This window comes from Bacillus sp. AFS018417 (assembly GCF_002560985.1).
In the GTDB taxonomy this organism is placed as follows: domain Bacteria; phylum Bacillota; class Bacilli; order Bacillales; family Bacillaceae_G; genus Bacillus_A; species Bacillus_A rhizoplanae.
Map to the genome: position 1 here is coordinate 32154 of NZ_NTTM01000047.1, position 13742 is coordinate 45895.

The 13742-nt window shown below is 34.4% G+C and carries 14 protein-coding genes and 1 pseudogene; 7 read left to right on the forward strand and 8 right to left on the reverse strand.

Annotated features, from left to right (window positions below):
- Positions 1 to 17: 17 nt before the first annotated feature.
- A complete protein-coding gene (locus CN326_RS18545; RefSeq protein ID WP_141525079.1) occupies positions 18 to 242 on the reverse strand; it encodes a hypothetical protein in 225 nt (74 codons plus the stop codon).
- An 84-nt stretch (positions 243 to 326) separates the two neighbouring features.
- On the reverse strand, positions 327 to 674 hold the full coding sequence (locus tag CN326_RS18550) for a DUF4257 domain-containing protein (RefSeq protein ID WP_098310449.1): 348 nt from the start codon (positions 672 to 674) through the stop codon (positions 327 to 329).
- A 312-nt stretch (positions 675 to 986) separates the two neighbouring features.
- Between CN326_RS18550 and rsgA the strand changes: the two genes are divergently transcribed.
- Complete coding sequence (gene rsgA, locus CN326_RS18555; protein WP_098310450.1) at positions 987 to 2039, forward strand: ribosome small subunit-dependent GTPase A; 1053 nt, start codon at positions 987 to 989, stop codon at positions 2037 to 2039.
- Between the two features lie 321 nt (positions 2040 to 2360).
- On the forward strand, positions 2361 to 2729 hold the full coding sequence (locus tag CN326_RS18560; protein WP_098310451.1) for a DUF3979 family protein: 369 nt from the start codon (positions 2361 to 2363) through the stop codon (positions 2727 to 2729).
- 27 nt (positions 2730 to 2756) lie between these two features.
- Here the strand turns inward: CN326_RS18560 and CN326_RS18565 are convergent, their stop codons facing one another.
- Positions 2757 to 3797, reverse strand: coding sequence for a YkvI family membrane protein (locus CN326_RS18565; protein ID WP_098310452.1), 1041 nt, complete (start codon positions 3795 to 3797; stop codon positions 2757 to 2759).
- Positions 3798 to 4151: 354 nt separating this feature from the next.
- Between CN326_RS18565 and CN326_RS18570 the strand changes: the two genes are divergently transcribed.
- Together CN326_RS18570 and CN326_RS18575 are read left to right on the forward strand one after the other, a co-directional pair.
- A complete protein-coding gene (locus CN326_RS18570; protein ID WP_098310453.1) occupies positions 4152 to 4610 on the forward strand; it encodes a DUF3939 domain-containing protein in 459 nt (152 codons plus the stop codon).
- Positions 4611 to 4774: 164 nt separating this feature from the next.
- Positions 4775 to 5455: an MFS transporter gene (locus CN326_RS18575; protein WP_255258162.1), complete on the forward strand. Its 681-nt coding sequence runs from the start codon at positions 4775 to 4777 to the stop codon at positions 5453 to 5455.
- Here the strand turns inward: CN326_RS18575 and CN326_RS18580 are convergent.
- From CN326_RS18580 to CN326_RS18590, 3 genes and pseudogenes are all read right to left on the reverse strand, one after another.
- A pseudogene (locus CN326_RS18580) lies at positions 5420 to 5818 on the reverse strand (LysE family translocator); the annotation flags it as partial. The gene CN326_RS18575 and the pseudogene CN326_RS18580 overlap by 36 nt on opposite strands.
- Before the next feature lie 378 nt (positions 5819 to 6196).
- The gene (locus CN326_RS18585; RefSeq protein ID WP_098310456.1) at positions 6197 to 7198 is read right to left on the reverse strand and encodes an LLM class flavin-dependent oxidoreductase; all 1002 of its coding nucleotides are present in this window, start codon (positions 7196 to 7198) and stop codon (positions 6197 to 6199) included.
- A 267-nt stretch (positions 7199 to 7465) separates the two neighbouring features.
- On the reverse strand, positions 7466 to 7882 hold the full coding sequence (locus tag CN326_RS18590) for a DUF1259 domain-containing protein (protein WP_098310457.1): 417 nt from the start codon (positions 7880 to 7882) through the stop codon (positions 7466 to 7468).
- Between the two features lie 680 nt (positions 7883 to 8562).
- Between CN326_RS18590 and CN326_RS18595 the strand changes: the two genes are divergently transcribed.
- Positions 8563 to 9603 carry an FUSC family protein gene (locus tag CN326_RS18595; protein ID WP_098310458.1) on the forward strand — a complete coding sequence of 347 codons (1041 nt, stop codon included), beginning with the start codon at positions 8563 to 8565 and terminating at the stop codon, positions 9601 to 9603.
- Between the two features lie 145 nt (positions 9604 to 9748).
- Here CN326_RS18595 and CN326_RS18600 read toward each other — a convergent pair whose 3' ends face one another.
- Positions 9749 to 9940 (reverse strand): DUF3896 family protein, encoded by a 192-nt coding sequence (locus CN326_RS18600; protein WP_098310459.1) that lies wholly within the window; start codon positions 9938 to 9940, stop codon positions 9749 to 9751.
- 181 nt (positions 9941 to 10121) lie between these two features.
- Between CN326_RS18600 and CN326_RS18605 the strand changes: the two genes are divergently transcribed.
- The gene (locus CN326_RS18605) at positions 10122 to 11594 is read left to right on the forward strand and encodes a flavin monoamine oxidase family protein (protein ID WP_098310460.1); all 1473 of its coding nucleotides are present in this window, start codon (positions 10122 to 10124) and stop codon (positions 11592 to 11594) included.
- Positions 11595 to 11633: 39 nt separating this feature from the next.
- Here CN326_RS18605 and CN326_RS18610 read toward each other — a convergent pair whose 3' ends face one another.
- A complete protein-coding gene (locus tag CN326_RS18610; RefSeq protein ID WP_098310461.1) occupies positions 11634 to 12536 on the reverse strand; it encodes an aldo/keto reductase in 903 nt (300 codons plus the stop codon).
- A 180-nt stretch (positions 12537 to 12716) separates the two neighbouring features.
- Here CN326_RS18610 and CN326_RS18615 point away from each other — a divergent pair, with 180 nt between their 5' ends.
- The gene (locus CN326_RS18615; protein WP_098310462.1) at positions 12717 to 13667 is read left to right on the forward strand and encodes a CobW family GTP-binding protein; all 951 of its coding nucleotides are present in this window, start codon (positions 12717 to 12719) and stop codon (positions 13665 to 13667) included.
- Positions 13668 to 13742 lie beyond the last annotated feature (75 nt).

The following is a 13742-nucleotide window of genomic DNA, read 5'->3' on the forward strand; positions in this document are numbered from 1 at the left end:
CTGTTTTCATGTATAAACTAAAACAGTGCTTTTCGCTTTGAGTGAATCGTTGCAGCATTTTCATCTTTAATACCAGCTTCTTTAATAATACGTTGTTTTGCTTTATCTAACAAATTGTTTACTGTTTCACCAAAATAGTTTGCTTCTTGTTTTGTGCGGGCTTCTCGTAAACATTTGTAGTTTTCTATCAGCTCCTCTTTTTCAGGGTCTGTTAAGAAATCTTCTATCTTTTTGTTTGTCATACGAAACACCCTCTCTTCTGACAGACACTTCAATTCAGAATTTTATTTTTCATTATATCAACAATTCCTTAGTTATAGTACATATTAACGGTTTAATAATTTGTCAATTTCTTGTATTTTTTCATTTGCTTTATTTATTTGCATATTCTTTGCTTGTTCTCCTCCAAGTGCTTGGTGGAGTAAAAATGTTTGACCAGAAATTGCAGTAACGATTGCAACTTTAATAATTTCTTTAGTTGTTGTCGCATCAAATAAAACAAGGCCCAATAGTGCAGCAAGACTACCAGTAATGATGTCAGCAAAAAAACCAAGATGGAAAAATGTTTTTAATCGGCGTGGAAGCAACAATTTGCCTTGATGATTGATAAGATGGGCAACAAAACCGGTAATTCCACCAACGAGAAGAGCTGTTAGCCACGAATACATATCCATCAGATCCACTCCTTTTAGTTAAATACAATTCTGTTTATATTACAGAAACTCCTTTTAGGACTTTATATACCATATATTGAGAAAATTGGTTTAGGGTGGGTACTTTTATTATACCGAAAATTCTGTCATAAATGGTAGATATTTAAATTGAAATTTCATATAATAAAATTAAATCTAACGAGAACGGAGTGATGTATTATGGCGATTGTTTATAAGCTTTATACAGCTAATGGAAATAAGGAAGGAATGGGCGGCGCTTTGTAAAGAATCGCTATATCCTTCCGCATTATACATTTTAGGGAGGATACGAATTTGAATCGTAATCATTTAGTAACATTTGGATGGGACTTATATTTTGAAGACCAACTATTGGAAGAATGTGAAGTAGGACGTGTTTTGTTAGAGCATAAACATATGTATCGGATTATATGTGAAGATGGTGAATACGTAGCTGAGTTAGCAGGGAAATTTCGCTATGAAGCAAGTGAGAAAGGCGATTATCCTGCAGTTGGTGATTGGGTAAGTGTAACAAAATTGCCAGAAGAAAAGAAAGCGATTATTCATACTGTGCTTACAAGAAAAAGTTCTTTTTCTAGAAAGGTAGCTGGAGAGAAAACGGAGGAACAAATTGTAGCAGCGAATGTGGATTATCTGTTTTTAGTTAATGCTTTAAATGCTGATTTTAATGCGAGACGAATTGAACGTTATTTATTGTTAGCATATGAGAGCGGAGCAACACCTGTTGTTATTTTGACAAAGAGTGATTTATGTACAGATATACAGCAAAAGGTGATGGAAACAGAGGCCGTTGCAATTGGTGCACCTATTTTTGCAGTTGATAGTCTGCAACAAACCGGAATAGAGACGTTACAACAGTTTTTACAACCAGGAAAAACAATTGCGCTTGTTGGTTCTTCCGGAGCAGGAAAGTCCACATTATTAAATGCTTTAATGGGAAATGAAGTGGCGAAAACAGGTGGAATTCGTGAGAGCGATAGTAAAGGAAAACATACGACAACGCACCGAGAATTGTTCCAATTACCAACTGGTGCACTTGTTATTGATACACCAGGAATGAGGGAATTGCAGCTTTGGGAAGGAAGCGGGGCGATGCACGCAACCTTTTCTGACATTGAAGAAGCTGCGAAAAAATGTCGTTTTCGTGATTGCCAACATGAGAATGAACCAGGTTGTGCAATTCGCATTGCTATTAATGAGGGAACATTAGAAGAAGCGCGACTTTTCAATTATAAAAAGTTGCAAAAAGAAATTGCTTATGCGATGAGAAAACAAGATGCTCTTTTGGCTCGTACAGAGCGCGAAAAATGGAAAAAGACAACGAAGCAAATGAGGCAGAAAAAATAAAAATAAAACTCCAAAGGCGTAGATGCATCGGTTGAAGAACAATTAGCCTCTATGGAGGAATTTGGTTTAGCAGCTGGAACACTATTACAAATAGCTGAAAATTACAAGTGTTAATTGAGCCGATTTAAAGTGTAATGAAAAAGTGCATGGGAAAAGTAACCCACGCACTTTTCGTTTTAGTTACGATGAAATTTGGTTTTTAAATTGATGCTATAGAGTTTCGGACGGGAAAATACAGCTGTTATAGTCATTTGTGGTACAATAAATGTTACTATATAGAAGTAGGGTATAATGAGCAAGAGGTAAGAGAGGGGTTATTTTATGCTACATGAGGAGATTACATCATTTTTTCAAGTTCCTCCGCAAGAAGTTGGAAGTCAAGGATGGAAATATTACATTCAAGAGGAAAACGGCGCGTATTCTATAACAGAAATAATATTATCAACAGGTACAAGTATAGAACTATTTTTTAATGAAGACGATGAGATTCGTCTCGTTTTATATAAAGATGGTCAGCCGATTACAACGATTCAACGTATTGCTGTCCAAAAGATGGATATTATTAAAGATGAGGAAAGCTTTCAATTTGTATTAGATCGTATGCCAAGCCGTATGATTCGATTACAGTTAAAACCATTTCTTGCAGTTGAAATGGGATTGTACTGGGAAGTATGTGAAGATTGTGAGTAAAAAACATCCGTTACTAACGGATGTTTTTTATGTTTTTTGCTGTTGTTTGAAAGCAATAATTGGAAGCAGAATTAAGCTAATCCATCCAATTACAGGATATAGCATATGAAGTAATTCACTATAACCGATATAACTAAAGCAATAACTAATGAGTAAGATAAAATAAATAATGATGTTACTCTTCCACCCAGTGATAGATTGCATCTGTTTTGTCATACCAAATACATTACCAACGAGTGTTGTAAATACTTCCCCAAAAATAATTAACACAAAAAAGAAATGAAAAGTAGCATTGAAGCGGCGTACAACTTCTGCCATTGGAATATTGTATTGATAAAATTGTTCAACAGATAAAATAGCGAGGTGACTACATAACAAAATTAAACAAAGACCTGCTCCCCCCAATATCCCTCCCCATTTAATGGCTTTTTGATCTTTTACTTCACTTGCTAATGGTACAAGTACACTTTGGGCGAGAGAAAGGTTGAGTGCAACATATGTGACTGGACTTGTAATCCATTTGACATTCCAATTTTCAGAAGGTGTTATGTTGAAAAGAGAAGTTGCATCATGAAAGAATGTTGTAATAGATAGCCCTACAATAAAAATCATCATAATTGGTACGACGAGCGAGTTGACTTCAAAGACTCCTTGTAATCCTCTGCTCCCAATTACAATACAAGCAAGTATCGTTATAAAGATACCAAGCTGTCTTGGTAGGCGAAGTTGTTCTTCAAATACCGCTCCAGCTCCGGAAAGCATGACGCTTGTTACACCAAATAATACGAGAAGTAATAAAATATTTACAACGTTACCAAAGATATCTCCAAATAAATATTTGTTAAATTCTTGAGCAGAAAATGCTTCAATTTGTGAAGAAAGAAGCATCATTTTTGTACCTAACCAAATAAAGAAAATACCGCTTACTAAAATACCAATTGTTCCGTATGTACCATGAATTGTAAAGAATTCAACGATTTCTCTTCCTGTTGCAAATCCAGCTCCAACAACAGTGCCTATATAAGTAGCAGCAATTTTCTTTGCTACTTTCCATTGTTCATTATCCATTTAATCCCTCTTTCTTGTATGATGAGCTTCATTTATTTTGCAGCCTCACCCTAACTTTTGCTATATCTCCACTGATGGAAAACTCGACTAATTGGGTTCTTTAGGGCAGTTATTCTCTACCCATCTTCTTTGTTCTTTTCTGAATTTTGAGGTAAGGGTCTTACTACCGTCTACAAGAATTGGTTCAACTAACGAGCAATGAGAGAGAAAGCCCTTATTTACCGCTGAAACTTTCACTTTACTACATACATATGAATGAGTTTGGACAAACATACGATGAAGTTTGATTTTTTGTATTATTCATATTTGTCTTACAGTTTGTGGTATAATGAAGCAAAAAAGGGGGCAGAGAAGATGTTTCGCTTTTTTAAAAAAGGAAAGGAAGAAAGAGAAATTACGCAAGATGAGCTAGAACTTGCTATGGCAAAATTTCTTGAAACGAATGCGAATGTGGTATATACGGTATTAGTAAATGATGATTACACGGTTAATTATGATTTATTAAAACCGTATTTACCGGCTTTTCCTACAAATGTGTTCATTATTACGAAGGAAACCCTTGAAGTATTTGAGAATACACAAGAAAATCTTGCTCTTGTCAAAGAAATTGATGATGTACAGCGTGCTGTTGATCAATATGTGACAGAGAAAGAAGCCTTTCCAATCGTCGAAGGAAATGAGAATCGGCTTATATGTTCGATAAAGTTAGGGCCATACTTAAAAAGGACGCTAGAACGTGATTTATATGTATCAGAGAAACATTATTTAGTGACAAGCAAGCCTGATAAAATGAATAAAAGTATTGTACAATAAAGAAACAACAATGGAGAATTGTTGTTTCTTTATTGTAAATATTATGTGGGAAGAGATAGAGAAGAGGGGACTTCAAGATTCTGAGGAAATGGGATTCAAATTTAAAGATTCGACTAGTAGGAGAATGGCTCTTTGGGCTTTTCTTTTGGATGCTTCTTCCGTTTATGGAAATATATTTTGCAGAAGAACTAGGAAAAACGATGGCTGGAGTATTACTTGTATTGTCGCAAATATTATCTGTTTTGGCTAATTTAGTAGGTGGTTATTTAGCAGATACATATGGCCGTAAGCGTATGATGGTGATTGCTACATTTGTACAAAGCGTTGCATTTGTACTATTTGCTTTTGCAAATTCACCGTGGTTACAATCTTCTATCTTAACATTTGTAGCTTTTTCTACTATTGGTATTATGGGTTCTTTATATTATCCAGCAAGTGCAGCAATGGTCGCTGATTTAGTATCTGAAGAACAGCAAAGTAAAGTATTTGCAGTTTTTTATACAATGATTAATATTAATGTTGTGCTGGGGCCGATTTTAGGAGCGTATTTCTTTTTCTCTCATCGCTTTGAATTGTTAATAGCAAGTGTTGCAATTAATTTCATAGTAGCATTTGTATTACTTAAGTTTATAAAAGAGACGTTACCAGAGAAGAAGAGAGAAGTAGAAAAGCAAGCAGGATGGCTTACTGTTGTGAATGAGCAGATAAAGAATTATCGAATTATTTTTCAAGATCGTGTCTTTCTACTATTTATTATTGCAGGTATTCTCGTTGCCCAAACTTTCACTCAACTTGACCTATTGTTAGCAGTATACATAAAAGAAAATAGCAACTTTAGGGTTTAGAAGGTTTGTAAGGAAGCCTTGAAAGAAACAAGATGTTGTTTTATATGCTGTGTTTATATTACTTTCTACAGTTGCTGTATTTGTCTTTAGAGCCCATAGCGCTTTAATCCCTAAATATACTAAATAAATGGCACCAACATATTTAATGATAGAAAATAAAAATGCAGATTGAACAATAATTGTTGAAAGACCTAATATTGCTGCTGCGGTATGAATGAAAAGAGCACAACAAGTTCCAAACATCGTTTTAAAACCGCCGGACCTTCCGAGTGTAAGAGTATTTTGAGTAGCTATGGCAGTATCTGGACCAGGTAAAAGAATAAGAAAAATAGACATCATAACGAAAAGATAATAGTGTTGCATTTTGTGTCCTGCCTTTCTAAAAATAGTATAAACAGAAGAGGGTGGTATTTTATCCTGCTATTAGCGTGCAGTAAGACCCCATATCAAGATTTAGAGAGAAGCAAAGAAGATAGGTAGGGGATGAAGAACCCTCCCACTGATGGAAGTTTCACTTTATATGATAATGAGTTGTTCATTTTTTTTATAAGATTTCGCATTATTCAGTATGTATTTCTATAATATATTCATAGAAGTAGTGAAGTCTATAATAAAAAAATTTATGCCTATTTACAAAGTGTTATATAGTGAAAACTGAGTTGGAATAGGAAATATCATGTTATATATAGAAAAACCATATGCAAATTTAGTTTGCATATGGCCTTAATTCAAGGGAATTTTTCACAATTGAAATGCTTCTGCTAGTAAGCGGTAGGAGTTTAATTTATCTTCAAAATTATGTGTGATTGTTACGATCATAAATTCTTCTGTGTTATAAACTTTGCTTAAAGCGGAGATTTGTTCTTTTACTTGATGTGGATTACCGACAATCATTCGTTTTCGATTTTCTTTTATACGTAAAAAATCAAATGCACTATATGGATAATTGAGAGCTCTTTCGATAGATGGCGTGCCGGTTGAACGTACGCTTTGTTCAATTAATAAAAGGGCTAGATCTAAGCTAGATACAATTTTTTGTGCTTTTTCTTCTGTTTCTGCACAAATGACAAAAATAGCTACGATAGATCGCGGCTTTTCTCCTAAGAAAGAAGGCTGGAATTGATTTTGGTAATTTTTTATGATTTCTGGACCGCCATAACTATTAATAAATTGTGCGAATGTGAAAGCTGTACCTTGTTTAGCAGCAATCATCGCACTTTCTCCGCTAGAACCGAGTAACCAAAGATTTGGTGCAGTTGGAATAGCTGGAGCAGCATGTAGGTGTGCAAAGCGATGATTATCTGGTAAGCGGTCGTGTAAATACAAGGATAAGTCTTGAATTTGTTCAGGGTATTGATCGATTGAAATCATTTTCCCTTCTTGGAGTGCCCGTGTGGCAATAGGCATTCCGCCTGGAGCTCGTCCAACTCCTAGGTCAATACGGTTTGGGTATAGTGCTTCTAGCACGCGGAAATTTTCAGCTACTTTATAAGGACTATAATGAGGGAGCATAACACCGCCAGAACCTACTCGAATACGATTTGTTTTAGCAGCTATGTGAGAAATTAAGATTTCTGGACTTGAACCCGCTAAGCTAGTAGAGTCATGATGTTCTGATACCCAAAAACGAGTATAGCCAAGTTGCTCAACTTCTTGCGCAAGTCGAACTGTATTTGAAAACGCTTCTATTGCTGTACTTCCTTCTGCGATAGGAGATTGGTCTAGAACGCTTAATTTTATCATATATAATACCTCTCTTTTGTTATCTACGAAGTATTATATATTGACTTACTAAAAATGTATAATAAAATGCTTACTTCACCATTTGGATGCCAAATTCCTATTGAAGAATCGTTTTATGAATGCAATTGAGATGATTTTTTTTAAGAAAAATATTTTGTATTGATAGAGCAATAGATTTATGAGTTTCTCGTCCAGAGGTTCCTCGCCTGAGTAGGGGGGAGCTATCGGTTAAACTTCATATAAAAAATACATACGATACACTTATCATTAACTCATGTTATCAGCAACGGGATAGCTACTTAAGACCGAAAAAGAATTTGCCATTTTTTTTGCAAAATTTAATGGTGGCTCTACCGATTGGACATGAATATACATGATTAATGGATTCGTATATAACCAATGATTATGTAGAGCACTAACAATAATTCCCTGTTGTACAATGGATTGCATAAATGCAGGAATTTCTTCTTGCAAAACAGCAATTTCCCCTAAATTCAACGCATTACCATTTTGATCCAAAGATTCAAAGCCTACTCCAGCAGGTATTACAGACATACTTGGTTTTCCTTGAACCAGTACCTTAAAATTGCGATGGAAAGATACTGAACAAGCACCTTGATCTATTTTACTTTTCCCTTTGAGGATCGCAGCAAATTGTTCACAAAGAAAATTAAAGTTATTCATAAATTTAATCCCCCTTTATTATACAAAATGATGCATTTAGAGCTTTAATATAAAAAGGATTTATCCCACATTCTATTTATAAATAGAGCTGCGAGAATCTTTAGGTAACCTGAAAATAATCTAAAGGCTTCCATAAAAATACAGATATTTTTATAGACACCAGCTACTGTTTCATCCCTTCACTTTCTCTCCTAACCAAGATTCCAAAAAGATAACATTTATATAACTATATGGATAAATTGTCCATTTTAGAATAAAAAATAAGAATTTTAAATCAATTGGAATTAATAACGAAGAAAAAGATAATTATTAGGTATATTTGTATTTAATCTAACAATATAGGATCCACTTCAGAAAATTTGAAGGGGATTCATTTTTACATAATCAGTGTTATTGGAAGTTCGACTATTGGAAAAGATATAGCTATATGGATTGAGGGTATAAAAAGTATAGAACAGGGCAGGGGAATAATTATATCCATGATATATCCGTTTTTGTAACCATTTTTATTTTAAAAACAAGCTTTTCTATGAAATATTAATTCATTCTTGCATCGATGAAATAAATCAGTTTCATTTGTAATAACTTAATTCACTCTAATTCATGGTAAGTATAGGAGTGAAAGAACTGTAACACATCAAAAATGTATGTAAGATTATTCTTTGAACAAGGGAGTTTTTATGCAAAAAAAAACGGGTAAACAAAAAACAGGACTACTAAAAGGATTAATACTCATAACAAAAATAGCTTTAGCTTCTGGTGTATCATGGGAATTAGCAAAAATGTTAGGGTCAAAACACCCTTATTTGGCACCATTAACTGTTATTCTTTCTATGCAAGAAACTGTCCAGCATTCTGCCATGTATGCTTTTTACAGAATTATCGGCACTATTTTTGGAATTTCTATTACCGTTTTTATTATCAGCCATTTAGAAGTGAACGGATGGACTATAGGATTATTACTATTTGGAGGAATGTTGCTTCCAGTTATACTAAGGGTACATAAAACCATCATACATCAAGTGGCTTTAACGATTTTATTAGTCTTTGTTTTTGTGCATAAAACGAGCTATTATGTCTCAGATCGAATCAGAGATACTATCGTAGGAGCACTTATCGCCATTATTATTCATATGCTGATTTTTCCACCCAATTATGTGAAAGAAGCTCGTTGGACGTTAAATCAATTTGGATGCCATCTTGTACAGCTGTTTGAAAAGACAGCCCATTGGGTAAATACTAACTGCGACCCTGTTAAAGGACAAGATCTAAGAAAAAATATAACAAATCTACTTCAGGAATTGCATCAGGTACAAGAAGATTTTAAGCTGGCAGAAAAAAGCTTGAAATTAAATCCATTTATTAAGAATAAAAAACAAATATTAAAACAAAACGAACAATTCATTTCGCAGTTAAAGACAGGATATATGTATATTTCCAATATACTAAACACATTCAGTGACTGGTCCCAAACAGATGTTATTTCAAAAGTTGATCAACAACAATGGGCTATTCAATTACAAATGTTGGGGAGATACATAGAAAAGCAACTCAACGGAAGTTCAGAGAAGCATCAAAACTCTAAGAGTTTAGACTTACTGGACCTATCTTCGATTTCTGTACAAATCAATATCTCACCGGAATTAGAGCCCTATAGATATCAATTAAGTTTGTATAATGACACGCTCAAACTAATTCAGGAGTTAAGAAAAGGACAATAGTAACTACTAGCCTCTCCCTAATCAATGGTGTCGTGTGCGTTGAACAAAAATAAGAGGTAAGTATATATTAAACCCGACTAATATATACTTACCTTTATTTATTAGATTTTTAACCTTTAGATCTGGATGATTTTTATACCTGTTTTTAGTGAGAAATTCCTCTTTCAAAATGATTCATTTCAACTAAATTAAGAATATATTCGTAATTATCAATCGTTCTCTTGATTTCATTGCGCTCACTTTCTGTTAATTTTACATCTGTTAATCGTTTACATAGCTGAGATTTTTGACTTTCTAATTGTTTCTTAGTTTCATGATAGTTGTAAGAGCGTTTCATATTTCCATCCCCTTCCTTACATTTCCTATCTACATTTTTAGTATACGGTTAAATAAAAGAAATAAGTGCATATCCTTTTGAACTTTTAGTGAATATTCAGAAAACATAGAATAGGCCATTCCTTCCATGAATACAATGCATTGAAATATGATTTTGTACTGATGAGTAGGGGTGTGGGATGATGCAAATAAATATGCAATCCCGTCTTACAACCAACGAGATGTTGTTTATTATTGAAAATGGTTTACCGAAAACGACAGTACCGAAAAATATTATTATTATTGGAGCAGGTATGGCGGGGTTAGTGGCTGGATCATTATTGAAGGCTGCTGGTCATCGTGTGAAAATATTAGAGGCAAATGATCGAATTGGCGGGCGTATTTATACGGTTAGAATGCCGGAAACAGGCTTATATCTAGATGTTGGAGCAATGCGGATTCCTTATACACATGAACTAACACTTGCATATAATAAGAAGTTTGGATTGAAGTTAAATCCATTTATTAATCGAAATGATACGGATATTATATATGCAAATGGTCGCAAGACAACATTGAAACAATATGAGAAAAATCCGAGTATTTTACGTTATCCAGTTGCAGCGAATGAAGAAGGAAAATCATCGGAAGAGTTGTTGATGTCAGCAATACAACCAATTCTTGATTTTATTAAAAGAGACCCAGAAAAAAATTGGAGTATTGTAGAGAAAGATTTTGGTAGGTATTCTACAGCAGAGTTTTTAAAAGATTATCCTCACCAATATAAAGTATCTTTTTCACCGGCTGCTGTAGAAATGATAGGGGTACTTCTTGATTTAGAGGGATTTTTAGAAAGATCTTTTGTAGAAACATTGCGCTTTATTTATATTTTACAGCAATCCACAGGATTTTATGAAATTGAAGGTGGCAATGACGCATTGCCCAAAGCTTTTTTACCGCAATTACAAGATGATATTGTCTTTCAGCAAAAATTAATGAAACTAGCGCAGCACGAAAAAGGAATTACAGCATATTGCCGTAATGAGAAAACGTTTGAATACAGCAGTATTACAGGTGATGTTGTCATTGTTACCATTCCGTTTACAACAATGAGATTTGTTGAAATTGATCCGTATGATTCTGTTTCTCATGGAAAATGGAGAGCCATTCGAGAACTACATTACATGGCCGCTACGAAAATAGGGATTCAGTTTAAAAGTCGATTTTGGGAAGAACAAGGTCAACTTGGTGGCCGTATTATTACAGATTTGCCTATTCGTTATGCGTATTATCCGAGTCATGGTATTGGTACAAAAGGGCCTGGAATGGTACTTGGAAGTTACACATGGTCGTATGATGCCTTGTTGTGGGATGGCTTATCTGAAAGTGATCGTATTTATTACACTTTGCAAAATTTAGGGACAATACTTGGAAATCAAGTGTATGATGAATTTATTTCTGGTATATCGAAAAGTTGGACATTAGACCCATATGCATTAGGAGGATTTGCAATCTTTCAGGCAAATCAAGAATCGGAATTACAGAATGATATTGTGAAACCAGAAGGAAGAATATATTTTGCAGGAGATCATACTACGTTGTATCATGGCTGGATACAAGGGGCAATTGAATCAGGAATTCGGAGCGCAGCAGAAATAAATCAATTACAGATGTAAAAAGAACATGAGAATGAATCTCATGTTCTTTTTGTGTACTTATGGAACGGGATGGCCATTTGAACTTTCAAAGATTGTAAACCATTGCTGACGGTCTAATGTTAGTTTTGTTGCTTCAACAGCTGTTTTGACACGTTCTAGTTTACCAGAGCCAACAATTGGTAGCATATTAGCTGGATGAGCAAGTAGCCATGCATACATAATAGAATCAATTCTAGAAATGTTAACATCAGCGGCGATTTGCTCCAATGTATGGCGTAAGCGAAGTGTACGTTCATTGTTTCCTTTAAAAATTTCACCGCCAGCAAGAGGAGACCAAACCATAGGAGAAACTCGGTTTTCTTGGCACTGTTCAATCGTACCTTTTTCAAAATGCTCAAGCTGCATAACAGATACTTCGATTTGATTTGTAATAAGTGGGAAATCTAAATATGAACTTAACATATTGAATTGGGAAGGCAGAAAGTTTGATACACCAAAGTGTCGTACTTTTCCATCTTGTCTTAAGCGAGAAAAAGCTTCTGCAACTTCTGCGGGATCCATGAATGGATCTGGGCGATGAATGAGTAATACATCGATATAATCTGTATTTAGGTTTTGTAGTGATTGTTCAGCACTTTTTATAATATGCTCAGCACTTGTATTATAGTGAACGACGTAGCGTTCTGGAAATTTAGGTGATGTGAGAGCGATTCCGCATTTTGTAACAATTTGCATATTGTCACGTAAACTTGGTTTTAATTGCAGCGCTTTCCCGAATAAAGCTTCACATGTATAGTCGCCGTAAATATCAGCATGGTCAAACGTTGTAATCCCCATCTCCATACAAGATTCAATAAAAGAAAGTAATTCTTGATCGGTCATATTCCATTCTGCTAAGCGCCAAAACCCTTGAATGATTTGAGAAAATTCTAGGTTTTGAGCCATTTGAATTCGTTCCATTTATGAAGGTCCTCCTTGCTGATATGTATGAACCTAATCAATATGAAAAGGTTTTCTTATTTACCATTATTATATATTCGTGTAGACATGCTTACAACTAATATGTTTCGTATTCAGAAAATAAGAAGACAACCTATGATATAATACGTAATCATATATGTAACAAGGAGATGTAGAACAGTGATTCCAGTAACGATATTAACCGGGTTTCTTGGTTCAGGGAAAACAACTTTATTAAACCGTATTTTGTCTGAAGAGCATGGAAAGAAGCTTGCTGTTATTGTAAATGAAATTGGACAAATTGGTATTGATAATCAATTGATTATGAATGTAGAAGAAGAAATTATGGAAATGACAAATGGCTGTCTATGTTGTACAGTGCGTGAAGATTTACTTGTCGCACTAAAGCATTTATTAGAAGTAAAAGCGGAAGGTAAAATGGATTTTGAAGGTTTAGTGATTGAAACAACGGGACTTGCAAATCCGGGCCCGATTATTCAAACATTCTTTTTAGACCCTATTATTCAGTCCGCATACCAAATTAATGGTGTAATAACTGTAGTAGATAGCTATCATATACATAAACACTTTGAAAAAGGTTTAGAAGCAAAAGAGCAGATTGCTTTTGCTGATATGGTTTTAGTAAATAAATTGGATTTAATAGAGAAGGCAGAAAAAGAAAATTTGCTTATTGAATTACAAGGGATCAATCCAACTGCAAAATTAATCCCAACAACAAACTGTGAAGTAGATATTCCTTCGTTACTAGATATACAAACATTTAAAACGCGTGATAAGTTAGAAATTTATCCGCATAAAGAGCAGCATCATTTAGAAGGTGTAAAGTCATTTGTGTTAAAGGAAGAGCGTCCTCTTGATTTACAAAAGATAAATGAATGGATGTCAGCTGTTGTACAAGAATTAGGAGAGTATTTATATCGTTATAAAGGAATATTATCTGTTGAAGGAGTAAATCGCCGCATTGTTTTCCAAGGTGTACACACGTTATTCGCTGCTTCATATGACAGGGAGTGGCAAGAAGGAGAAGAACGTGTAAGTGAGATTGTTTTCATTGGTAAAGATTTAAATAAAGAGTGGTTTCAAGAGCATTTTAAAGAATGTATAAAATAAGCCTGCGTTTGCAGGCTTATTTTTAGTGTGCTATTAATCTCTTCCAGCTTCAACTAGCTTCTTTGCAACAAGAGC